The 23,779-nt window shown below is 48.6% G+C and carries 24 protein-coding genes and 1 pseudogene; 17 read left to right on the forward strand and 8 right to left on the reverse strand.

Annotated elements, in window-relative coordinates; genetic code table 11:
- Positions 1–65: 65 nt before the first annotated feature.
- Positions 66–323: an HvfA family oxazolone/thioamide-modified RiPP metallophore gene (locus D791_RS03640; RefSeq protein ID WP_036507878.1), complete on the reverse strand. Its 258-nt coding sequence runs from the start codon at positions 321–323 to the stop codon at positions 66–68.
- A 344-nt stretch (positions 324–667) separates the two neighbouring features.
- Positions 668–1,399 (reverse strand): helix-turn-helix domain-containing protein, encoded by a 732-nt coding sequence (locus D791_RS03645; RefSeq protein ID WP_036507881.1) that lies wholly within the window; start codon positions 1,397–1,399, stop codon positions 668–670.
- A gap of 145 nt (positions 1,400–1,544) precedes the next feature.
- Here D791_RS03645 and D791_RS03650 point away from each other — a divergent pair, with 145 nt between their 5' ends.
- A complete protein-coding gene (locus D791_RS03650; protein WP_337588592.1) occupies positions 1,545–4,133 on the forward strand; it encodes an MFS transporter in 2,589 nt (862 codons plus the stop codon).
- On the forward strand, positions 4,039–5,004 hold the full coding sequence (locus tag D791_RS21670; protein ID WP_337588593.1) for an AMP-binding protein: 966 nt from the start codon (positions 4,039–4,041) through the stop codon (positions 5,002–5,004). The genes D791_RS03650 and D791_RS21670 overlap by 95 nt, the downstream gene beginning before the upstream one ends.
- A 17-nt stretch (positions 5,005–5,021) precedes the next feature.
- On the opposite strand, the gene D791_RS03655 is transcribed toward D791_RS21670, so the two are convergent.
- The 4 genes from D791_RS03655 to D791_RS03665 form a co-directional block, all read right to left on the reverse strand.
- A complete protein-coding gene (locus D791_RS03655; RefSeq protein ID WP_036507884.1) occupies positions 5,022–5,765 on the reverse strand; it encodes a retropepsin-like aspartic protease family protein in 744 nt (247 codons plus the stop codon).
- Between the two features lie 180 nt (positions 5,766–5,945).
- Positions 5,946–6,323: a MarR family winged helix-turn-helix transcriptional regulator gene (locus D791_RS20635; protein ID WP_237748499.1), complete on the reverse strand. Its 378-nt coding sequence runs from the start codon at positions 6,321–6,323 to the stop codon at positions 5,946–5,948.
- Positions 6,284–6,877, reverse strand: coding sequence for a flavin reductase family protein (locus D791_RS20640; RefSeq protein ID WP_237748500.1), 594 nt, complete (start codon positions 6,875–6,877; stop codon positions 6,284–6,286). The genes D791_RS20635 and D791_RS20640 overlap by 40 nt, the downstream gene beginning before the upstream one ends.
- Before the next feature lie 78 nt (positions 6,878–6,955).
- On the reverse strand, positions 6,956–8,125 hold the full coding sequence (locus D791_RS03665; protein ID WP_036507887.1) for a p-hydroxyphenylacetate 3-hydroxylase oxygenase component: 1,170 nt from the start codon (positions 8,123–8,125) through the stop codon (positions 6,956–6,958).
- A 361-nt stretch (positions 8,126–8,486) separates the two neighbouring features.
- Here D791_RS03665 and hpaD (D791_RS03670) point away from each other — a divergent pair, with 361 nt between their 5' ends.
- The 11 genes and pseudogenes from hpaD (D791_RS03670) (at position 8,487) to D791_RS03715 (ending at position 18,301) form a co-directional block, all read left to right on the forward strand.
- The gene (gene hpaD, locus D791_RS03670; RefSeq protein ID WP_036507890.1) at positions 8,487–9,338 is read left to right on the forward strand and encodes a 3,4-dihydroxyphenylacetate 2,3-dioxygenase; all 852 of its coding nucleotides are present in this window, start codon (positions 8,487–8,489) and stop codon (positions 9,336–9,338) included.
- A 63-nt stretch (positions 9,339–9,401) separates the two neighbouring features.
- Positions 9,402–10,830 (forward strand): annotated as a pseudogene (locus tag D791_RS03675) (aldehyde dehydrogenase family protein).
- On the forward strand, positions 10,808–12,034 hold the full coding sequence (locus tag D791_RS03680) for a Bcr/CflA family efflux MFS transporter (protein WP_237748501.1): 1,227 nt from the start codon (positions 10,808–10,810) through the stop codon (positions 12,032–12,034). Before D791_RS03675 ends, D791_RS03680 begins: the two are co-directional and overlap by 23 nt.
- Positions 12,035–12,047: 13 nt before the next feature.
- Complete coding sequence (gene hpaD, locus D791_RS03685; protein WP_036507896.1) at positions 12,048–12,974, forward strand: 3,4-dihydroxyphenylacetate 2,3-dioxygenase; 927 nt, start codon at positions 12,048–12,050, stop codon at positions 12,972–12,974.
- Between the two features lie 18 nt (positions 12,975–12,992).
- Positions 12,993–14,174, forward strand: coding sequence for a Bcr/CflA family multidrug efflux MFS transporter (locus D791_RS03690; RefSeq protein ID WP_036507899.1), 1,182 nt, complete (start codon positions 12,993–12,995; stop codon positions 14,172–14,174).
- 127 nt (positions 14,175–14,301) lie between these two features.
- On the forward strand, positions 14,302–14,688 hold the full coding sequence (locus D791_RS03695; RefSeq protein ID WP_036507901.1) for a 5-carboxymethyl-2-hydroxymuconate Delta-isomerase: 387 nt from the start codon (positions 14,302–14,304) through the stop codon (positions 14,686–14,688).
- Between the two features lie 185 nt (positions 14,689–14,873).
- Positions 14,874–15,917: a TRAP transporter substrate-binding protein gene (locus tag D791_RS03700; RefSeq protein WP_036507904.1), complete on the forward strand. Its 1,044-nt coding sequence runs from the start codon at positions 14,874–14,876 to the stop codon at positions 15,915–15,917.
- Between the two features lie 13 nt (positions 15,918–15,930).
- A complete protein-coding gene (locus D791_RS21675; RefSeq protein ID WP_337588594.1) occupies positions 15,931–16,101 on the forward strand; it encodes a hypothetical protein in 171 nt (56 codons plus the stop codon).
- Positions 16,070–16,447, forward strand: a complete 378-nt coding sequence (locus D791_RS03705; protein WP_337588595.1) for a TRAP transporter small permease — start codon at positions 16,070–16,072, stop codon at positions 16,445–16,447. Before D791_RS21675 ends, D791_RS03705 begins: the two co-directional genes overlap by 32 nt.
- 22 nt (positions 16,448–16,469) lie before the next feature.
- Positions 16,470–17,798 carry a TRAP transporter large permease gene (locus D791_RS03710; RefSeq protein WP_036507907.1) on the forward strand — a complete coding sequence of 443 codons (1,329 nt, stop codon included), beginning with the start codon at positions 16,470–16,472 and terminating at the stop codon, positions 17,796–17,798.
- Between the two features lie 11 nt (positions 17,799–17,809).
- The gene (locus D791_RS03715) at positions 17,810–18,301 is read left to right on the forward strand and encodes a universal stress protein (protein ID WP_036507912.1); all 492 of its coding nucleotides are present in this window, start codon (positions 17,810–17,812) and stop codon (positions 18,299–18,301) included.
- An 89-nt stretch (positions 18,302–18,390) separates the two neighbouring features.
- Here the strand turns inward: D791_RS03715 and hpaR are convergent, their stop codons facing one another.
- Both hpaR and D791_RS03725 read right to left on the reverse strand, forming a co-directional pair.
- Entirely contained in the window at positions 18,391–18,837 is a 447-nt protein-coding gene (hpaR, locus tag D791_RS03720) for a homoprotocatechuate degradation operon regulator HpaR (protein ID WP_036507917.1), read from the reverse strand.
- A 228-nt stretch (positions 18,838–19,065) separates the two neighbouring features.
- Positions 19,066–19,923: a helix-turn-helix domain-containing protein gene (locus D791_RS03725; RefSeq protein ID WP_081763708.1), complete on the reverse strand. Its 858-nt coding sequence runs from the start codon at positions 19,921–19,923 to the stop codon at positions 19,066–19,068.
- A gap of 209 nt (positions 19,924–20,132) precedes the next feature.
- On the opposite strand from D791_RS03725, the gene D791_RS03730 reads away from it, so the two are divergent.
- The 4 genes from D791_RS03730 to D791_RS03745 all read left to right on the forward strand — a co-directional run bounded on the left by D791_RS03730 (position 20,133) and on the right by D791_RS03745 (position 23,754).
- Entirely contained in the window at positions 20,133–21,272 is a 1,140-nt protein-coding gene (locus D791_RS03730) for an ornithine cyclodeaminase family protein (RefSeq protein ID WP_036507920.1), read from the forward strand.
- 65 nt (positions 21,273–21,337) lie between these two features.
- The gene (locus D791_RS03735) at positions 21,338–21,757 is read left to right on the forward strand and encodes a RidA family protein (protein ID WP_036507922.1); all 420 of its coding nucleotides are present in this window, start codon (positions 21,338–21,340) and stop codon (positions 21,755–21,757) included.
- Positions 21,758–21,819: 62 nt separating this feature from the next.
- Positions 21,820–23,112, forward strand: a complete 1,293-nt coding sequence (locus D791_RS03740) for an NAD(P)/FAD-dependent oxidoreductase (RefSeq protein ID WP_036507924.1) — start codon at positions 21,820–21,822, stop codon at positions 23,110–23,112.
- 153 nt (positions 23,113–23,265) lie between these two features.
- On the forward strand, positions 23,266–23,754 hold the full coding sequence (locus D791_RS03745; protein ID WP_036507927.1) for a universal stress protein: 489 nt from the start codon (positions 23,266–23,268) through the stop codon (positions 23,752–23,754).
- Positions 23,755–23,779: the final 25 nt, after the last annotated feature.

Genomic DNA, 23,779 nt, shown 5'->3' on the forward strand with positions numbered 1-23,779 from the left:
CCGAAATCGAATTCAATCAGAAAAGAAAAGGAGCCCGATCCATGGGCGAACCTAAGCCGCCTAGATTAGCCGCCACATTTACCTTCGCCACATTTAGCTTCTTCAATTTTTTCTTCACCGCACTTGGCCTCACCGCACTTGGCTTCACCACATTTGGCCTCACCACATTTAGCTTCAGTTGAACCATATTGAGCAACTTGCGTGTAACCTTGGGTTAAGACTTCGGTCGCAAATGGATTTGCAGCAGAAGCAGAAGCAGCCATACCTAAACCGATTAGAGCAGCGCCTGTTGCAGAAAGCAGAGTTTTAGTAGTTGTCTTCATGTTTCACCTCGATGTGTTTATTGATTAGAGCGTTTAGCGCTCATAGGTGAGTTGCACGAAATCACTTTTCCTTACAAAATATTTTTATTTTTTAATTTTTTGAATTTTTATAAAAAAATCAATGCATTAGTGTGTGTTAATTTATTTGAAATTCATTGTTTCTAGCTGAATTAACAACTGATAACTGATAGGTTTTTTGAACCGATCCATTCTTTATACGACTGACGGCGGTACCACGCATATAACACCTAAGTGTCATTATTATTCTACGGATATGGCATCAACTGGAGGGTGAACGGTCATCATCTTCAACCTTATAGACTAAGCCCCCCATCCCAGCCAGCTTATTTCATATACTCATCAAACAGACTGTAGCGCCACTGCCTCAATGCAATCACCATAGTGGTGCCGTGTTTGTCAGTCATGGGCAAGTGCCTGTCTTTTTTTAGCCGCTCGTTAAATTCCATGCTAAGTCGATCAATTTTTTCCTGCATTTCTGCGTTGCTGGTGTGGCTAAGTAAACCATTGAGTACCATGAGCTTTTCAGATTTGTCGTCAAAGCGGGAGTCAAAAAAGTCCTTTTGCACATACTGTAAAAAGAAACGTTGTATCGGGCCATCGGGTTTCCAACGGAAGTTGGGGGCAATGCGCAGTTTGATGCGGTTGCCAGGATGAAGGTCGATCAGCTTAAGCCGATCAAGCTGGGCGAGCTTTTGGATGCATTCTGCTGGGGTTAGGCGGAAGTGGCTGAGCAGGTCGTCGTAGCTGAAGCCATTAATGACACTGACGGTCACCATCAACAGTAAGACGTCTGAGGCGATTTCGGCTTCTTGTTCTTCACTCAGTTGTTCAACTTGGCGTTGCTGGAGTAGCATGCTTTGCACCAGTTCAGCAAGGTCGGTATTGGCGAGGGTGCACACTTGTTCAAGACGCGCGAGGGTGAAGCCCTGCTGAGCAAACAGGCGCTTGATCGAGGCTTCGCTCAGGCCCAATGCGTGGGCGACATCGGCATAGGTTACGCCGTTGGCGCGCAGGCGTTGTTTGAGGGCAGAGAGGAGGGCAGTGGTTTGCGGCATAGTGAATCCTAATGGAATCGGTAAAAAGTATTATCATACGATACCTTGAGACGAAAATAATAACACAATGAATATGAAGGTTTCTATTTTGATCCCTGTGGATACAATTGCCGTCACATCTGATAACTCGTAAAGGACCAGAGTCATGCTTAAACTCAGACATTTCGCAGGAGCCATTCCCTTTCTCGTGGCGGTGTTTCTCAACGCCTTTGTGGATTTGGGCCACAAGATTATTATTCAGAATACGGTGTTCAAACTCTACGATGGCCCACTGCAGGTCATCCTGATCGCGAGTGTTAACGGCTTGATCCTTTTGCCGTTTATTGTCTTGCTCAGTCCAGCCGGTTTTTTGTCCGACAAGTATCGAAAGACGTCCATTATGCAGGCATCCGCTTGGGCGGCGGTGGCAATCACCTTGGGTATTACCGCTTGTTACTATATGGGGTGGTTCTGGGCGGCCTTCGCCATGACCTTTTTGCTGGCGGCACAGTCGGCGGTCTATTCACCGGCCAAGTATGGCTATATTCGTGAGCTGTTTGGTAAGGAGCATTTAGGCGAAGCCAATGGTCTTGTGTCTGCATTGTCCATCTGCGCCATTCTGGTCGGTATTTTTGCGTTCTCCATTCTGTTCGAACACTGGTACCCTGCTGGCAGCCTATCCGAAGCCGATATCCTGCGCGCAATCGCGCCTATTGGTTGGCTGCTGGTGCTGAACAGTGTGATTGAGTTGGCCATGATGTATCGGCTGCCAGTGCAGCCAGCAACGGGTGTGAACACGACCTTTGAAACCAAAAAATACCTGAGCGGTCGATTGTTTGGCAAAGACTTGCAGCCACTGTTGAAAAGCAAGGTGATTCGCCTGTCAGTGATTGGCTTGGCGACGTTTTGGGGGGTGGGGCAGGTGATGCTGGCGGCTTTCCCTGCCTTCGCTAAAGAGGAAATGTTCTTGACCAATACGATCTTCGTGCAGGGTATTTTAGCCTGCTCTGGCGTGGGGATTGCATTGGGGTCTGTGTTTGCGGGTCGCTTTTCGCGTGATTATATTGAGACTGGGTTATTACCGCTGGGTGCGCTTGGTATTGCAATGGGCTTGTTGTACCTGCCATTTACCGAAACACTGATGGCCGCCGCATTGACCTTTCTGTTTATCGGATTCATGGGTGGGATTTTTATCGTGCCTTTAAATGCCTTGATCCAGTTTCATGCCGATGAGTCTGAAATGGGCCGGACACTCGCGGCGAACAATTGGGTTCAGACGGTGGTGATGCTGAGCTTTTTACTGCTGACGGTGGCCTTCTCTTTGTTGGGTTTGAGCAGCAAAGCATTGTTAGAGCTGATTGCGATTGTGGCACTGGTGGGCTGTTTCTATACCATTTACCAGTTGCCGCAAAGCTTGACCCGCTGTGTGCTCAGTTGGGTGATGTCGCGTCGTTATAAGGTGGCGGTGCAAGGGTTGGAGCATATGCCCGCACAGGGTGGCGTTTTGTTGTTGGGCAATCATATCAGTTGGGTGGATTGGGCAATTGTGCAACTGGCCAGTCCACGCCCCGTGCGTTTTGTGATGTTGCGCAGTATTTACGAACGCTGGTACCTCACTTGGTTGTTCGATTTATTTGGTTGTATTCCGATTGAGCAGGGTGTGAGCAGTCGCAATGCGTTGAAGACCGTCAGCGATGCGTTAAATAAAGGTGAAGTGGTCTGTCTCTTTCCCGAAGGCACGATTAGTCGCACAGGGCATTTGGGGGATTTTCGTCGTGGTTACGAACGTGCGTGCATGGATGTCACGTCAGATGTGGTGATTTTGCCCTTTTATCTGCGCGGTTTGTGGGGTAGCCAATTCTCACGTTCGTCCAGCCATCTCAAAAACAACTCCCTGCGCTTGACTCGTCGCGATCTGATTGTGGCCTTTGGCGCACCCTTGCCAGCGACAACGACAGCCGATGTGCTTAAACGGCGAGTGTTCGATTTATCAATATCCTCTTGGGAAGCCTATGTCGAAACCTTGCCGACTGTGTCCAAAGCCTGGATACACTCAGCCAAGCGCACAGGGCGTCGTTTAGCCATTGCCGACGTCGTGAGTGGGCGTGATCTGTCGGGTTACCAAGCTCTAACAGGTTCGATTGTTTTGGCACGTCGAATCAAGCGGCACAGCCCTGAGCAAAACCTAGGCCTGCTGCTGCCAAGCAGTGCCGGTGGCATGTTGGCGAATATGGCGGCCTTGTTGCGAGGCAAAACACTGGTTAATCTGAACTATACCGCGAGCCTTGCCGCGCTAGAGGCAGCGGTTGCTCAAGCGGACATCCGTACCCTGTATACGTCACGTCGTTTTATGAAGAAGTTGGAGGGTCGTGGTATACATTTGGAGGCTTTGCTGAATCGCCTTAAGGTTGTGTATCTCGAAGATGCGTTTGAGAAGGTCAGTCTTGTTGAAAAACTATTGACCTTGGTGAGTGTGACTGTATTACCCGCGTGGTTGCTGTGTTGGCTGCATTCCCGTGCGCATAACAGCGATGCCACGGCTGCAATATTGTTCTCTAGTGGCAGCGAAGGTGCGCCCAAAGGGGTGTGTCTGAGCCATAAAAACATCATGGCCAATGTGAAACAAACAGCGGAGGTGCTGAATACCGAGGAGCAGGACATTGTCATGGCGAATCTGCTTGTTTCATGCCTTTGGCTTAACCATTACGCAGTTTATGCCCTTGATCGAAAGTGTGCCCGTGGTGTGCCATCCTGATCCGACGGATGTGGTGGCGAGTGCCCAGGCCATTGCCCGTTATCAAGCAACGATTCTATTTGGAACCTCGACCTTCTTACGGCTTTATAACCGCAATAGCAAAATACATCCCTTAATGTTAAGCAGCTTGCGACTGGTGGTGGCCGGTGCAGAGAAGCTGAATGAAGACGTGCGCAATAGCTTTACGCTTAAGTTCAGTAAGCCACTTTACGAAGGCTATGGCGCGACGGAAACCACGCCCGTTGCCAGCGTTAATCTGCCAGACAAAATTGAAAGTGAGCGCTGGCAAGTGCAGCGTGGCCAGAAGCTTGGCTCAGTCGGAATGCCCTTGCCTGGCACCAGTTGCAGAGTGGTGGATCCCGAAACCTTTGAAGAGTTGCCAACGGGAGAGGCGGGGATGATTCTGATTGGGGGTGTCCAAGTGATGCAGGGGTACCTGAATAATCCGGACAAGACCGACTCGGTGATCAAAAATATCAAGGGGACGCGTTGGTACGTGACGGGTGATAAAGGCTATATCGACAGTGATGGTTTTCTGTTTATTGTCGACCGCTATTCCCGTTTTGCCAAAGTCGCGGGTGAAATGATTAGCCTAGGTCAAACCGAACAGGCCATTAGCCACTTACTTGAAGACCCTGATGTTGAGGTGATCGTTGTCGCCGTTTCCGACGCTAAAAAGGGTGAAAAACTGGTGGCGCTGCACGATGTGGAGCTGGACACCGATTCGCTCAAGCAGGCATTAATAAAAAGTGGCCTGAACAATCTGGCAATACCGGATCAGTGGTGTCGGGTGGCTGCACTGCCGAAACTGGGTTCCGGCAAAACGGATTTCGGCGCCGCAAAGGCATTAGCCTTGGAGTGTTGCAGGTAAACGCCAGAGTAGCTGCGCTACTCCGGCGTTTGAGTGGCGTCCGTCAGTGCAACGATGGCCGCTTCCAGATCCACCCGCTGTTGTTTGAGTTCGGCAATGCGGGTGGGGTCCCAGATGATCTGTGAGGCGTCAAAGTCGATGCGGTAATCGACCCGCCGCAGAAAATCCATGCCCAATAAACCATCATGAGCGCCAGCTCCTTGGAAGTCTATGATGCTGGCGCGAGGTCCATCAATCCGATAGGGGCCGATTTCAATCCGATCAAAGCGTGCTGAAAAGGTTTCGATCAGATCACCACTGGCGACCTGCGCATACCCAGAGGGACGTGCATCAATGGGTAATCGGGATAATTTATCGCGATGAAATACGGTTGAAGAGGCACCCGTATCCAGAATCATTAAGGTATTGGCCGTGCGGCCCTGTAAGGTGACTTTAACGGGGAGCATTACCGAATTGCCACGCATGGTCAGTGGTGTGTGCAATGCGGAAATGGCCTGATCGAGCTGTCGTAGATGCTGTTGCAGTTGCTGAATATTTTGCTGCTCTTGGCGCTTTAGATCCAGCTCATTACGGCGTTCTGGCGTCAGTTGAGTGCCGCGAACTTCGAGTTGGTTGCGATACTGCTGGGGAACTTTGCTGATGTTATCCACATAGATACGACGCCCTTTATCATCCGTGTAATGCAGGATTTGAGCGTGCAAGGTTGTGGCAGATAAGCAGGCCAGTAAAACGAAACCCAACGAATAAACCTGATGCGTCATGCGCTTCCTTTGCATAGAATGAACCCGTAAAAAAACCTGATCTGAGCTTTATAACCCAGATGCAGGTTAGTTTCCAGTCGCGTTCATCGCAAGAGCGTTTCGACGTTGGGTGTTGTTAACCTACTCATGCATCCATTGAGCAGGTATCACGGCGCTAGCATATCGCTTCCTTCAAGCGATTTAGATCGCACTCAAGACTTTACGAAAGATGGCAATTTCTTCGTCTGAGAATTGACCAAATACCGCTTGTTGTCGATCATTCGCGATACGCCAGAGCGTTTCGGCTTGTTCGGCTCCATTCGGATTAATGCTGAGCTGATTTCCTTCGCGTACTAACCAGCCTTTACGGCACAGCGTATCAACGGCAACGTTTAAATCATTGTCGGGCATGCCGATTCGATCTTCAAGCTCTTGTGTAGAGAGGGTACCGAAATCGTTTAGCGTTAAAAGCATACGTGCCTCGATTGTGCGCAGCCCCGTTGCCAATTGTAAAGGTTGATAGTCCGCTTGGTAGCGTTTTACGGCTTGGAGCATTTGGTAGTAGAGGTTGTCCGCCAAGCGTTGCTCATTTTTGCTTTGCGCCGCATCCGATGCCGATGTTTTTTCGGGCTTAGACCTGCATGGGGGATGACAGCAGAATAGGCCCCACCGTGATACACCAAAGGCGCACGACCGGTATCGACGAAGGACACCACTTTTCCTACGAGAATCCAGTGATCTCCTCCATCTAGGGTTTGATACTGCTCACACTGAAAGCAAGCAGAGGTGTCTGGCAGAATGGCAGCGTCCCCTAAACCCAATGCAAACTGAATGTCTTTAAACTTATCGTCACTTGGGCGTGCAAAGTGATTGGAAAGGTGTATTTGATCGGCCGCAAGGATGTTAACGGCAAAGTGGCTGGCTTTTTCGAAGACTGAATAGCTGCCAGAGTTTTTACTGATGCTCCATAAAATAAGGGGTGGGTCGAGTGAAACAGAGTTGAAGCTATTGGCGGTGACGCCTGCACGGCTTCCATCAGAAGCGGTGGCCGTGATCACAGTAACCCCTGTCGCAAAATTGCCTAATGCGCGACGAAACGCTTTGGGGTCGAATTCGGTTGAGAGTGTGCTCATAAGATAACCTTTGGCCTAACACGAAGAGTGTGGAGTTCACTGGGCGTATTGAATCACAGCCCAGTGACTTGAAAATGATTAGAGTAAGGATGGATCTGGCTCGAGTCCCAGTAATTCACGACCGAGGATTTGAGCGCAGACATCATAATCAGTGTAGGCGTGTGCAGCGGTCATGTTCGACTCATGCCAGAGGCGCTGAGACTCACGATCTTCATACCAGTTGGATGCGCCCATCACTGCCCACAGGCGATTGACGGCTTCAACGCACATCTTGATTGCATAGGCCTGATTGGTTCGCCAATGCGCCAACACATAGCGGGTAGGATATTCGTGGCGCTCGCCATACTCTTTGTGTTCTTGCCAGGTTTTTTCCAGAAAAGCACGTGCAGCCGCAACTTGTTGATAGGATTCAGCAATGCGCAGAATCGGGGGGATGGACTCACGGACAGCGGCACCCGTGTAGGCTCTAACACGGTTTTGAGTGAGTTCTTTGTAAACGTCGATCATCCGCTCCGCAACACCAAGGCTCATGGCGGCAAAGCCACATGCAAAGTATGGGCGGTAAGGGGTGTGATAAATTTTACTATCAGGATAGAGATCGCGCCCAACGTGACGGCCTTCCATCATATCGATTGCTGCTTGTATGCGATGTTCGGGCACAAAGACACCATCAATGTGGGCCGTTTTTGTACCACTGCCCTGCATGCCGACCGAATACCAGTCGTCGATAATGGTAAAGTCGCTGCGAGGGATGACAGCAAAGCTATACACCTTAGCACCATCGGATTTAGTGCGAAGGAAGCCGACGATAATCCAGTCTGCATGATCAACGCCCGAACTCCATTTCATATCGCCTGTAAAAATAATGCCACCTTCGGTTTCTTCATGCTTACCGAAAGGAGCAATGCTGCTGGATGCAACAGCGTCAGGATTCGTTCCCCAGAACTCATCTTGTGCTTGTTTGCTAAACATCGACATTTGGTGGTTATGGGTGCACAAAAGGCTGTAGGCCCAAGCGGTTGAACAGCATGCACCAGCAAGAGCCGCTATACAGTCGGTGAACTCAGGAAGTGACATCTCAAGACCCCCATAGGCCTTAGGAAGAAATGCTCGGTTGAGTCCAATCCCATGAAGCATGTCGACATTTTCTTTAGGAACTTGGCGAAGTTTAACCGCAAGAGGGGCATTCTCTCGAATGGCGGGCAAAATTTCGTTTAATTTTTTAAGCATAGGATTGTGTTGTGTCATGAGTCAGAAGCCTCTGTACTTTATCACTTATTTTAATGAGGTCGCTATTAAGCTAAATGCGTTAACTGGGTTAGATTATGGGCAAAAGTACTCCTTAGCAGAAAGGTAATAAATTATTTATTTATGGTACTTTTCTGTTTTGTTGCGTGTGTTATTAGGGTTTTCGGGTTTTTAAATGATTTAAAATCAAACGACTAGGAGCATTTTTTAAGCAATTATTTGGATTTTAATTATTTTTGACATGACTCAATGCTTAGCCGTTATACGATTGACAGCCTCTTTCATATGTACTAGGATTTTTAATACTTAATATGTTAAATAAATTCCTTTATACTAAATAAAAACTAAAAAGGTGCTTGCCATGGGCGAAATCGTTTTAGCAGCCAAGGTTACTCATGTTCCAACCATGCTCCTCTCTGAACAACCCGGAAAACTCCAGGGGTGTCGACAGCAAGCCATTGATGGACACAAAGAAATCATGCGTCGAGCACGTGAAAAAGGTGCGGACACGGTGATTGTGTTGGATACACATTGGTTAGTGAATGCAGGCTTTCATATTAACAGTAATCCTGTATTCAAAGGGCGTTACACCAGCCACGAGTTTCCACATTTTATCCAAAATCTGGACTATGCATATCGCGGTGATCCGGAACTCGGTGATGCCATCGCTGCTCGAGCAACCGAAAAAGGTGTGCACACGCTTTCTCATCAGGTTGAAACATTGGATTTAGAGTACGGAACCTTGGTTCCAATGCACTTTATGCAGCCAGGTGACATGCCCATTATTTCAATTGCGGCTTGGTGCACGGTTCACAGTCTGCAAGACTCCAAAACACTGGGTGAGGCCATTCGCGAAGCCGTTGAAGCCAGTGACCGAAAAGTGCTGCTGCTGGCATCAGGATCGTTATCTCACAAAATCTGGGAAAACGAACTCTATGCCGAGAATAACGGTACCTTCACCATTTCTCGTGAGTTCAATCGGCAAGTTGATTTGCGTGTTCTAGAGCTTTGGCAGCAGGGAGATATTTCCACCTTCCTAAAAATGCTACCTGAATATGCGCAGTTTTGCTCTGGCGAAGGGGGAATGCATGATACCGCAATGCTCTTCGGTGCCTTAGGCTGGGATCGCTACTCTGGAAAAGGTGAGCTGATTGGCGAGTATTTCCCTAGCTCTGGAACGGGTCAGGCCAATGTCGTCTTTCCTGTCATCTGAAATGAATTTTTTAGCCGTTAGATAACGATTAACGCAAAGCCAATTACTGGAGATTACATCGCGATGTTGCGAGCACATTACCCCTTTTATCTTGCGAATGAGCCCCAAACCCCCAACCAGGATTTGATTGTTTACGATAAATTCACAGGTGAGGTGGCAACACGTGTCGCGATTGCCGATGCTGCGGTGATCGATCAAGCCATTGCTGCGGCTGAACAAGCAACAGAGCCGATGCGCAAGCTACCTTCATGGAAACGTCAATCCATTTTGAACCACTGTGTTAAACGTTTTCAAGAGCGGGCGGAGGAGTTGGCTCAGGCTTTGTGTGTTGAGGCTGGAAAGCCGATCAAGGATGCACGAGGAGAAGTCACTCGCTTAATCGATACGTTTAAGATCGCAGCAGAAGAGGCGGTTCGGATCGGTGGTGAGGTGATTCCTATGGACATTACCCCCCGAGCCGAGGGCTATACGGGAATGTGGAAGCGTGTGCCTATCGGTCCTTGTTCGTTTATATCTCCATTTAATTTCCCGCTTAATCTTGCGGCACACAAAGTCGCGCCTGCAATCGCGGCTGGTTGTCCGTTTGTGCTGAAGCCTGCGAGCTTAACACCGATTGGTGCGATTATTATTGGAGAGGTGTTAGCGGAAACGGACTTGCCGAAAGGTGCCTTTTCGATTTTGCCTTGCCATCGTGATGGTGCCGATCTTTTCACGACAGATGATCGCCTTAAGTTACTCAGCTTTACTGGTTCACCCGAGGTGGGTTGGCAGCTTAAGGCTAAAGCCGGTAAAAAACCGGTGGTCCTGGAGTTAGGTGGCAATGCTGCGTGCATTGTAGATCAAGGAGCGAATCTGGACGATGCGGTTAGCCGAATCGTGTTTGGTGCCTATTATCAATCCGGTCAAAGTTGTATCAGTGTGCAGCGTATCTTAGTGCACGAGGATCATTATGACGAGGTGCGTGATAAATTAACGGCGGCGGTTAAAGCGCTGCCGTCTGGCGATCCAAAAGACGAGCAAACCTTTATAGGCCCGATGATTTCTGAGAAAGAGGCGATACGTTTGCATAATTGGGTGCTGGATGCCACCTCAAACGGTGCGACGCTCTTAGCGGGTGGCGAACGTCAGGGGGCAATGCTGCAAGCGACCTTACTTGAAAATGTCGATCCCTCTCTCGATGTGAACACCCAAGAGGCCTTTGGACCTGTTGCGATTTTGTCTCGCTTTAAGGATTTTGATGCGGTATTACAGGAGGTCAATAACTCCGCTTTTGGATTGCAAGCTGGAATTTTTACCCGCGATATTTACAAAATTCAAAAAGCTTGGGATGAGTTAGAAGTGGGCGGCGTTGTCATTGGTGATGTTCCTTCTTGGCGAGTGGATCACATGCTACGGGGGTGTAAAAGACAGTGGTTTGGGTCGTGAAGGGGTACGGTACGCCATAGAGGACATGACTGAGTTACGCCTTCTTGTCATCCGAAATCCGTCATAGTTCGACCATGCTGACACCGCCAGCATCGGCCTTGCTGATTTTAATGGCAACGGCAAGTCCGCTCGCCTTGAATGCCTTTCTACCTGCAATGCCGGATGCAGCGCGGATGTTGGGGGTTGATGCGGGTGTCATGCAGTTGACGTTTACCCTCTACCTGCTGACCCTTGCGTTTGGGCAGTTGATCAGTGGTCAGTTAGGGGATTACTTTGGTCGACGTCCAGTGATTCTGGTTGGTTTTGGATTGCATGTGCTGGGCAGTGGCATCGCCGCATTGTCAGGGACGGTCGAGGCACTGATTGTAGGTCGCATACTCCAGGCATTGGGAGGGAGTGCAGCCATGGCCTTGGCTCGCACTGTTTTATTGGATGTGTATGGACGCCAAGGGGCTGCAGGTCGAATGGGCTATCTAGTGATGGCCATTGCCTTAGCGCAAACCTTGGCACCTGCTTTGGGTGGCGTGCTCAATCTATGGAGTGGTTGGCAGTCTGTCTTTTATCTATCGATTGCGATGGGAGGCACTGTTTGGTTGATTGCCTTATGGTATTTACCTGAAACCTGTGCAGAGCGACGTTCCAGCCTTAGCCTTTTTTCAGTACTGCAGTCTTATAAGGGACTTCTCAAGTCAGTGGCGTATCGAGGATATGTCCTCACGACAACAGCCTTAGCGTGCGGATTTTATCTATTTATTGGTAGCGCACCCTATCTTGTTGTCGAAAGCCTTGGCGGCACGTCTGCTGATTATGGATTTTGGTTTTTGACGGTGTCGCTTGCGTTTTTGTTGGGCAGTTTTATGTCGACACGGCTGGCGCATCATATTGATCTTGATGGACTCATCGTCATTGGAAATGGACTGGCTGTGTTGGGTGCCTTGCTCTTGTTGATTTTTTACTGCGTGCAGGGGTTGAGTTTGCCGACGCTGTTTTTACCTATGGCCCTGATGATCTTGGGCAGAGGGTTGAGTCAACCGGTTGCACAAACGGCGGCAATCAGCAGCAGCGCAGGTTCGACAGGTGCGGCTTCAGGCATGATGGGGTTTATTCAGTTATTGGTGGGCTCAATGGTGGCGCAGAGCGCTTCCTGGTTAATTCGTTTTGATCCTATTTGGATTTTCGCTGCAATCCTATTGACCGCGTTACTGGCAATGGCAGCACAGGTTTACAGTTGGTCACAGTGTCGATCAGCAAAACAATATAATGATGAGTAATGAGGTGTAAGTTATGGGTAAGCTGGCATTGGCGGCTAAAATCACGCATGTACCGTCCATGTACCTTTCAGAGTTAGATGGGCCTCAAAAGGGGTTTCGGCAAGCCGCCATCGATGGCCATAAAGAAATTGGTCGCCGTTGCCGAGAGCTGGGGGTTGATACGCTGGTGGTGTTTGATACTCACTGGCTGGTTAACGCCGCCTATCATATTAATTGCGGTGCACATTTCAAAGGCACCTACACCAGCAATGAGTTACCCCATTTCATTTCCAATATGGAGTTTGAGTTCAGCGGTAATCCACAGCTAGGTCAGTTGATTGCGGATGAGTGCAATGCACAAGGCGTTGAAACACTTGCGCATGCCAATACGTCGCTTGATCCAGAGTACGGCACGTTGGTTCCCATGCGCTATATGAATGAAGATCAGCATTTTAAAGTGGTCTCCATTTCGGCGATGTGCATGGCCCACTACTTGAATGACAGTGCGCGTTTAGGTTGGGCGCTTAGACAAGCGATAGAGAAACACTACGACGGTACCGTGGCAATTTTGGCCAGTGGCTCGTTATCTCACCGTTTTGCGCAGAACGGCCAAGCACCCAGTTTTTCAACGAAGGTCTGGAGCCCGTTTTTAGAGCGATTGGATCATGATGTGGTGCGTATGTGGGAAGCCGGTGAGTGGGCAGATTTTTGTGCCATGCTCCCTGAGTATGCGGTTAAAGGCCATGGCGAAGGCTTTATGCACGATACCGCCATGTTATTAGGGGCGTTGGGCTGGTCACGCTATGATCAAAAAGTAGAGGTGGTTTCACCCTATTTTGGTAGTTCGGGAACGGGGCAAATCAATGCAATCTTTCCTGTGTCACCGGTCGCGGGAGATGAAGTGCCGGGACCTCAGGCCTCTATTGCAGATGCTGCAGGTGCAACGGCTGGACGTCTTTAATAGGAAGGTAGATTCTAGATGGTCACTGTATCACGTCCTCATCGGTTGATTGTGCTGCTGGCTGCGCTGGTTGCGTTTGGGCCTCTGTCAATTGATATGTATTTGCCCAGTTTGCCCTTGATCGCTGATGATCTTGGTGCGGTGCAAAGCGAGATTCAGTTGACCATCAGCAGCTTTTTGATTGGGCTGTTTGTAGGGATGCTGGTCTACGGTCCTTTATCGGACAAGTTAGGGCGAAGGCCGCTTTTATTGGTTGGTATTAGCCTTTATCTCGTTGCCAGTGTGGCATGTATCTTGGCAAGCTCAGCACAGTGGCTGATTGCATTTCGCTTTTTGCAAGCCTTGGGGGCGGCTTCGGCGTCTGTCTTGGCAAGAGCGATTGTTCGAGATTTGTTTCCAATCAGTGAGGCGGCGCGAGTCTTATCCCTCATGCATTTAGTCACAATGATTGCAACGCTCATTGCGCCATTGGTCGGCGGGTATTTGATCTTGCTGGCAGGTTGGCGCGCGCTTTTTGGGGTGCTGTTTATCTTTGCATTGGTTGTATTGGTCTTTTGTATCTGGAAAATACCCGAAACCCATCATGGTAGCTCTCGTGGTACGAGCTTTTCCGCTGTCTATAAAGCCTATGGAAACATTTTGCTACAGCCCGTCGCGGTGGGGTACATCTTGTGCATGTCGTTAACCTTTGCGGGCATGTTTGCCTTCATAACGGCTTCCCCATTTGTGTACATTGATTACTTTGGTGTGTCGCCTCAGGCTTACGCTTGGCTGTTTAGCATGAATGTTGGCGGAATTATCCTGCTGGTCAGCTTAAATGCGCGTTACGTCGGGCAGTGGGGAACACAGCGATTATTGTGGCTAGGTGCAAGCCAGGCTGCGGTTTCAGGTTTAGTGCTGTTTTGCGCCACGTTATTCGATATTGGTGGGCTGACGTTAATTGTGCTGGCGTTATTCAGTTTTGTCAGTGTCACGGGTGTATTGGGCGCAAACTGCATGGCGAGTCTCTTGTCACGTTTTCCTGAACAAGCCGGTGCCGCCGCCGGAATAGCCGTGGCGACTCAATTTGGAATCGGTGCCTTGGCCAGTGGGTTAGTGAGTGGATTACACGATGGAACCCCGTGGGTAATGGGTTGGGTCATCGGTCTTTTGGGGTGTGGTTCCTTTCTGGCATTGTTACTGACACGTGAAAAAAGCTGAATAAAAATTAAAACTATATTTTAGTAGCGTTGACATCACTTAATATATTAATTAAATTTGATTTAGTTTACGATTGAATAATTGTTAAACATTTTTTAAGAAAGATGACAGTGTGTGAGGTGTTTCAGTGCCACATTTTATCGTTGAATATTCAGGCAACTTGCATCATCGGTTGGACTTTCAACCCTTGTTTAAAGAGTTGCATGAGTATGTGGTCTCTACGGGGGCATTTCCTTTAGGGGGAGTGCGCAGTCGTGCCATCCGTTGTGATGACTTTCGTGTGGCGGACGGTCGATCAGATTTCGCCTTCATAAACCTAACACTCAAGATAGGTCACGGGCGAGACATGACTCTGAAGCAGCAAGTGGCAGATCAGGTATTTGAGATCTTGTGTCGCTGGATGGAGCCGATCACGAACGAAAGCTATTGCCAGATCTCCTTCGAGATGACGGAGCTTGACCCTGTTTTAAAATATAACAAAAACAATATTCATGCCCTTTTTAAAAGTAATTGAGTGTTTGTTCTTGTTGAACGCCATTGAAAATAAGGTTTTTACGTGTACTTATACTCAAGAGGATGATCTAAGTACAAACCGTATAAACAAAAATTGTACATCAGGTAATTGAATTTTGACTGTGTCTTAAACGTTCTTACTAACCTCAAGACATGCAATACAATAAAAACAATTGGAGACATACTATGAAATCACTCCCAACTAAAATTAAACGTCTAACAGCTGCCTCTCTATTCATCGTTGGTATGGTCGGGGCATCACTTGCAACCGCGTCTACTACCCTGGTCGTCGGCACGTGGATGCCCCCCAGCAATCCCATGAATGCCGTTGTCTTGCCGACTTGGGGCGCTTGGGTCGAGGAAGCGACAGAAGGGCGAGTAACGGTGCGAATTGAGCATGATCTTGGTAATCCAGCCGCCTATTATGACCTAGTGGAGGATGGCGTAATTAACGCCGGATGGAGCTTCCACGGCTACTTGCCTGGACGTTTCACCCTGCCTATGGCGGTTGAGCAACCTGGCATGGGTGTAAATGCCGAGGCAGCTTCGGCGGCATTATGGCAGGTTCATGAGACGCATTTTGCAAAGGCGAATGAGTATGAAGGCCTTGAGTTACTTGCGTTGATTACGCATGGACCCGGCCAGTTGCACACCCGTGAGCCAATTAACAGCCTACGTGATTTACGCAATAAACGTATACGCATTGGGGGTGGTGTTCAATCTGCGCTGGGTGAGCGTATGGAAGTGACGGCTGTTGCGGCACCTGGACCTCGTGTCTATGAGATGTTACAGCAGGGTGTTATTGACGGTGTCTTTATGCCAGCCCAAGAGCAGCGCTCATTGCGTTTGGATGAGGTGGCACCTAATTTAACCCTCTTTCCAGGTGGCCTGTATCTAGGCAGTTTTGCGATGTTCATCGATCCAGAGTTTATGGAGCAACTTGAGCCACGTGATGCGGATGCTATTCGCAGTGTGTCGGGTCTTAAGCTGTCAGCAATGGCGGGTAAAGAGTGGGACCAGGCCGATATTGATGGTATTGCCTATGCGCGTGAGAAAGGGGTGAATGTTATCGAGTTGGATGAAAATCATCCGATGGTGCAGGAATTTAACCAGTTGATTCAAGGCATGGATGACGCATGGGTCGCCAGTGTTCAACGTGCTGGCGTCGATGCGGCCGCTGCGTTGGCCGATTTGAGACGCCTGGCGCTTGAATATGCTGAGCAAAACTAGGTAGGAGAGACACATGTCATTTGTAGCCTGGTTAAAGGCACATTATGACGAGAAGGGGCCAATCCGTTGGTTGGCCTTTCTACTCGAATTAATCGCCGCTGTAATGTTAATGGTCTTGATGTTGATTACCTGTGTCGATGTGGTGGGCCGATATGTGTTCAATAAACTTGCCGGGTTCAATTGAATTGACTGAAATCGGCATGGCCATCTTAATCTTTGCAGCGATGCCTGTGGTGACCTGGAGAGGAGGCCATATTGTTGTCGATTTGTTGGACCGTTATCTGAGCACCTTTGTGGTTAAGTGCTTATCACTTTTGTCTGCCATCGTGATCTCAGGTTCATTTTATTATCTTGGGCATCGCATTTATCAATTGGGCGAACGTTCGATTCGTCGAGGTGAAGTGACAGAGTTCTTGGGCATATCCAGTGGTTATATCGTGCAGTATATCGCCATCATGAGTTGGGCGACGGCATTGGGCATGATCACCTACGGTGTTTATCGAATCTTCTTTCAAGATAAATCCAACTAGTCTCTATCACAGGTAGTTTTTTATGTCCGTTATACTTATCGGCTTTGTTGTTCTGCTGTTATTAATTATCGTGGTGAGGATGCCGATTGCCTTTGCGATGGGGTTGGTTGGTTTCTTCGGCTTTGCTGTGATGATGGGATTATCCTGGGATAATTGGGATACGTTTCGTTGGACGGGGCCCATGTCGATGGCTGCAAACCGAGTTGTCTCGACGGTGCAAAACTATAGTCTGTCGGTGATTCCCCTGTTTATCCTGATGGGAAATCTGGTAATGCGCTCGGGTCTTTCGCAGGAGCTGTATCAGGCGTCAAATGCCTTTTTAGGGCATAAAAAAGGTGGACTGGCCATGGCGACGGTTGTGGCCTGTGGTGGCTTTTCTGCGATCAGTGGTTCTAGTCTGGCGACATCGGCAACCATGAGTAAGGTGGCCATGCCATCGATGCGTAAGTATGGCTATAGTGACTCATTGGCGACCGCGACCATTGCCGCGGGTGGGTCTTTGGGCATTCTGATTCCACCCAGTGTCATCCTGGTGGTCTACGGTTTGCTGACGGAAACCAGTATTCGTGAGCTTTTCGCGGCTGGCTTTATACCCGGTTTTATTGCCATACTCTTTTACTTGGGCGCTGTGCAATATGTGGTTTGGCGTAACCCAAGTGCAGGCCCTGCAGGTGATCGGACGCCTTGGCGTGAACGCTTGATCGCCTTGCGCGGTGTGTTGGGTGTGTTAGCGCTATTTGTCATTGTTATGGGAGGGATTTACCTCGGTATCTTTACCCCCACCGAAGCGGCGGGTATTGGAGCCGGCGGTGCGTTTGTCATTGCGTTAATGCGCAAGTCACTGACTTGGAGCAGCCTTTTTGATACCTTAACGGATACGGCGCGTACCTCTGTCATGCTGTTGGTTGTGGTGATAGGCGCGCTCATTTTCTCGGACTTTATCAACCGCGCAGGCCTTCCTGATATTCTGCTGAGCTTTGTTAATTCCTTAGACGTTCAGCCGATTGTCGTCATTCTTGTCATTGTAGGGATTTACCTGATCTTGGGCATGGTGTTCGAGAGTTTATCGATGATGCTGTTAACGATCCCGATTTTCTATCCGCTGGTTGCTGCATTGGGCTACGATCTGGTTTGGTTTGGGATTGTGGTGGTGATCGCGATTGAGATTAGCCTCATTACGCCGCCTGTTGGAATGAACGTGTTCGTGTTGAGTGCTGTGTTAAGAGACGTAAAAACCAGCACAATCTTTAAAGGCGTAGGTCCCTTCTGGGTCGCTGATATTTTGCGATTACTGCTCATCATTTTTGTGGTGCAGATCTCATTGTTCCTGCCAACATTGTTATACCGATAACAGGAGGTTTCATGCTGTCGAATTTTCGCAAAATACTCTATGTGTCAGATCTAGAGCAGGGCTCACGACCTGCTTTTCGCGCCGCGGTTAGTCTTTGCAATCATTATGATGCCCAGCTGACTTACTTGCATGTGATTGAGGCGGTCTCCGCTACGGCAAAGAGTGTGCTCAGTAATATGATGGAAAAAGACGATATCGAGGGTTTTTTAAAAGAGGGGGTTGAAAAACTCCGTGACAAGGTTGCTGTGCGCTTGGAGCGATTCTGTCAGCAAGAGCTAGAAGCCGATGATCGTTTGAATATTGCTCAGGTTGACGTCAGAGTCGAGGAAGGTACACCTTGGAAGGTGATTCTAAAGGTTGCGGACGAAATAGATGCCGATGTCATTGTGATGGGGACCCGCAAGCATTCGGCGCTCAATCAAATTCTACTTGGGTCTACAGCGGCTAAAACACTCACGCACTCAAAACGCCCAGTGTTTGTCGTACCCTTGGGGAGTGAATAGTTCACCTCATATCTAGCCAGCTGCTGGGTGTTTTCAGCAGCTAGGCTGGCAAACATGAGATCCATTTGGGGTCTACTCAGGGCTGTTACTCATTCTGTTTTTGATCCTTCACTGACCGGTTTAATTTGTGTGAGTTTGTTCAGAAGCTCATAGAGCAGGTCAAGATTCTCTTGAGTGTATTGCTCTGTGATTTCTTGATATCGCGCTTCCAGTAACGGGGTCACGCGCTTAAACATGGTTTCTGCTTTTTCGGTTAGGCTAATTAAAATACGCCGTTGGTCTTCATTTGACCGACGTCGCTGAGTGTAGCCTTGTTGTTCTAAGCGACTAATGATACCCGTAAGACTGGGACTTAGAATGCAACATAGGTCAGCTAACTGTTTGGATTCAAGCTCTTTATGTTCAGCGAGCGCACGAATAATTCGCCATTGTTGTTCAGTCAATGAAATGTCCAAAAGCACCGGGCGGAAAAAGTTCATGGTTGCTTCACGGGCTTTCAGCAATTTGAGCGGTAAGGATTCTTCGTATTTGAGCATTAAAATGTACACTTATTAAATACAGGTTATGTGTGAGGTATACATTTTATATGATTTGGTGAGTGATTTTATAGAGAATATCACTTTTAATAAAAATTTACTTTTGTGATTTTAATTGAAATTGAAAAAGTCTATGGATATGTTTCTATAAAGCGCGTTTATTAAATGCACTCTTCTATAAATTGGCTGTATTTGTGTGCAAAATTTGATTGATTGCACTTTTTTGGTTCAAGCGCAGCGTATCCGTTGCATGTAAGCACTCTGCTGTACGTGTCGTTGATAATTGGCAGGTGTGGCTGAAACGCACTTTTTGAATTCACGTAAAAAATGTGGCTGATCGCTGAAGCCAAGATCCGATGCAAGATCTGAAAAGGCTATGCTGTCATGGCAGTTGATCTCATGGACGGCAAACTGGCAGCGTACAATCCGACTAAAGGTTTTTGGTGACATACCCATATCACTTTGAAACTGTCGCTGCAGTGTGCGACAGGTGTAGCCAGTCAGGGCTTCTAACTGTCCGATGCGCAGAGCACCCTTGTTCTCGCAGATGATTTTAATGGTTTCTAAGGTGAGAGGAGAGGGAGTTCTCGGTGTTTTACCCTCATAACAGCGCCTGAATAACTCAACTTGGTTATTAAAATTACCCTCACTCACAATTTGTGCAAAGGCTGACTCAAGTTTTGGCATAATATCTAAAAGATTTACCTCGCAGTTCACAAGTTCATCTGCAGAAACGCCTAGAAAACCGGGTATAACGCCAAGCTTATAACGCACGCCAAAATATCTATGTTGATGTTTTAATTCAGCATTACGTGCCTCCAGTGTCGAACCACAGACCTTCGCTTCAGGATTAATTTGATCACAATCAAACAGTATATCAATACATCCATCAGGGATCGCAAAGGTCGGACCCCCAGAATGATCCGCTTCGAATGCATAGCATTGGGAAATGATCTTATCCTTGCTAATTGCAAGGTCATAGTGTTTCGACGAAGTTAATACAAACCAGGGTTGCTCAACGTATGCGCCTGATATTTTGTTACTAAACGAAACACGTGAGTTGTTACTAACAGGAACACTTAACATATTAACTACCAAGTAAGGTTCATTTGAAATAAATCAAGCAATAATCATTCCAAAATAATTCAGTCCTTTTGATCAAATGTCGTAAATATTCAATACGCGTTCGGCGGGCAGGGATACTATCGAGAAAAGTGACGGAATGATTACCAAATCATGACCTGACAAAACGGCGCTAAAGACCATAGTCGCGATATAAAGTTACGGGTGATTCAATGTCTATAAATACAAAAATTGATTTTATTTATCTTTCTGAACCGGACATGATCAAAGCGGGCGTGACGGATATGTCTGCTTGCGTGGATACGATGGAAGAAATGTTTATCTTGCTTCACAAGGGTGATTATCGGATGGCCGGGCCGAACAGCGACTCCCATGGCGCGATGATTACCTTTCCAGAGAATTCACCCTTTGCAACGATGCCCAAGCCGACGGCCGATAGACGTCTGATGGCGATGCCTGCGTATTTAGGCGGCGATTTTCAGACCTGTGGTGTTAAATGGTACGGCTCTAATATTGCTAACCGTGAAAAAGGCCTGCCTCGCTCAATTTTGATGTTTATTTTAAGCGACATCGATACCGGTGCCCCTTTGGCGTATATGTCAGCCAACTTGTTGTCAGCTTACCGTACCGGTGCGATTCCGGGTGTGGGGGCGCGACACTTGGCTCGCAAAGACGCGAAAGTCATTGGCCTGCTCGGCCCCGGTGTGATGGGGAAAACCTCGGTTGCATCGTTTATGGCCGTTCGTCCCAGTATTGACACGATTAAGATCAAAGGGCGCGGTAAGCAGAGCCTAGACAACTTTATCGCCTGGGTCGAACAGGAATACCCGCAAATCACCCAGATTGAAGTCGTTGATAGCAACGAAGAGGTAGTTCGTGGCTCCGATATTGTCACCTACTGCAATTCGGGTGAAGTCGGTGATCCCTCCAAGTATCCAATTGTTAAACGTGAATGGGTCAAGCCGGGTGCTTACTTAGCAATGCCCGCCAGTTGCAGCCTCGATGATGGCATGAGCGGTCTAGGTGTTCGTAAGGTAATGGACAGTATCGGGCTTTATAAAGCCTGGTATGAGGAGGTGCCTAAACCTGCCCACAATTATATCCCCTTAGTGGGTATGCGCTTCATGGACATGATTGAAGACGGCTTAATGTCCAGCGATGAGCTTGAGGACTTAGGTGCGATTCTCGCCGGAGATGCGCCAGCCCGTCAAAACGACGATGAAATCATCATCATGTCGGTGGGGGGCATGCCAGTGGAAGATGTGGCTTGGGCCACCAAAATTTATCGCACAGCCTGTGAGAAAAACATTGGAGTTCCCTTGAATCTATGGGACACCCCGGTCCTTCGCTGATGCTCAAAAATAAAGCAGTTTCATCGAATCTAATTGATTAAGTTGATATTTTTAGGATTAAACCCATGACCAAGATCATCAAAGTTAAAACAGGCTCCAAGTTTGAAGAGATTGCGAGTTATTCTCGCGTCGTCGCTGTGGATAACTTAATCCACGTGTCCAACACGGCGGGTCGTAACCCAGATACCCAAGAAATTCCGGAGGACGTGATTGAGCAGACGGAGCAGGTATTTAGAAATATAGAAAGAGCACTGGCGGCCGTTGATGCCTCGCTGGCGGACGTTGTGATGTCACGCGTTTTCATCCAGTACCCAGAAGACACCCCAAAGGTTATGGAATTCATTGGCAGCAAGTTCCGTGGTATTAACCCGGCAACAACCGTTACCTGCCCACCACTGGGTTCGAACGTTTATAAGGTTGAGCTTGAAGTTACCGCGTATCGCGGTGCGTCAAAAGCCGACGTCGAAGAAATCACCATCGCTTAATACTCTCTATCGAGGTCGCCGTCCAAGGCTAGCCTCGTTGTACAGGCATCAGGGCAACTGCAATGACAAAAGCACTGGAACGCGTTAATACATCAGATGAACAGCCCGTCACGACACAGGTGGTGATAATTGGCGGGGGAATTGTGGGTGTAACTGCCGCTTTGGCACTTGCCGAGCGCAATATCCCCGTGGTTCTACTCGAAAAAGGCCAGATTGCCGCTGAGCAATCATCCCGCAATTTAGGATGGATTCGCAAAACCAGTCGTCATGTTAGTGATGTTCCGATGGCTCAGGCCGCGGACCGTCTATGGGCGCAGATGCCAGAGCGCATTGGTCGCTCTGTGGGGTATCGTCAGGCGGGCATCATGTTCCTGGCGCGAACGCAAGAACAGATGGCGATGTATGAGGCTTGGCATGAGTCCGTCCATCCTCTAGAGCTGGATTCCAAGCTTCTTTCACCCGCTGGAATAGATCAGTTGGTTCCGGGTGGCAAGGGGGCTTGGGTCGGGGGGATCTATACCCCGTCAGATGGTTACGCTGAACCTGCGATCACCACCAGTGCTATAGCCAATGCCGCGATGAAAAAGGGCGCAATTCTGATACAGAACTGTGCCGTTCGCACCCTGACTATGTCAGCCGGAGCTGTATCGGGTGTCGTTACAGAAAAGGGTGAAATTCGTTGCGAACAGGTACTGTTGGCCGGAGGTGCGTGGTCTCGTCGTTTTCTCGCTAATTTGGGGATTTCATTGCCGACTCTTCCGTTGATTTGCTCTGTACTGCGCACCCAGCCGATGAAAGGCCCAACGGATATTGCCGTGGGTGGCCCTAACTTTTCGTTCCGCAAGCATCAGGATGGTGGCTACATCATCACCCAGCGCGGCAAGCTTGATGCGCCAGTTACGCTGGATCATTTGCTGATCGGCCACCGTTATCTGGATCAACTGCGAACTCAACGGAGTTTTCTGAAGATCGGTTTCGGGCGGGCATTTATGAATGATTTGAAGATGAAGAGGCGCTGGACGTCCGATGCTCAGACACCCTTTGAGCAGGTTCGCACCAACGATCCACTCCCCAATCATGAACTAAATCAAGATGCACTGAATAACCTGAAAGCCGCTTGGCCTGCATTTGATGACGCCAAAATTGAGGAAGCCTGGGCGGGTTTGCTTGATGTCACACCCGACTCCAATCCGGTCATTGACCGTATTAATGCCCTTCCCGGTCTTTTTGTGGCCACAGGGTTTTCAGGACATGGTTTTGGGACAGGTCCCGCCGCCGGTCAGTTGGCCGCTGATTTAGTGAGCGGTGTGCAACCCATTATTGATCCAGCACCTTACCGATTTAGTCGGCTGTGAACGCGTTAGAACGCTCAACGTTGTTAAGGTGCTTTGGATATGAACAGGCCGGAAATCGGCAAAGAGTGGACTATCAACCTTATGGTTGATAGTGAGAGTAGCGTAATTCTTTTGTAATGAATCACGCTACGATGCAAAAGAGGGCAAGACAGTATGCTACCGAAAGTAAGAGCCATCGTTTATGCATCTGACATCGCGGAAGGCAGCCGCCCTGCATTTCGAATGGCTGTAGAGCAAGCCGTCAGACATGAAGCGCATATCATTTTTTTGCATGCCATTGAACCACCGGTTACAGATGCCGATGCGATGATTCGGGATTATCTGATTTCTCAGGCCCAGTTGAAACACACCCGTCAGCTCATGGATCAATACCGAGCCAAAATCGAACAACGCATTTCAGATTTTCTGGAAAGTGAAATACCGAGTGATATCAAACTGAAGCAGGCACCTCAAATTGAGGTAAGGATCGGAAAACCTGACACAGTCATTGTAGACGTTGCTCGAAATCAAAATGCCGACTTAATTGTGATGGGGGATCGTGGAGGCTCCACCGCATCGCGCATATTTCTTGGGTCTACGACACAAAAAGTCATTCAACAAACATCCATACCCGTGCTGATCGTTCCTCTGAAGGGGAAGTGAATAGCACCAGTCAATCTATCAATTA

Origin of the sequence: Nitrincola nitratireducens (assembly GCF_000585235.1) — a bacterium.
Taxonomy (GTDB): domain Bacteria; phylum Pseudomonadota; class Gammaproteobacteria; order Pseudomonadales; family Balneatricaceae; genus Nitrincola; species Nitrincola alkalisediminis.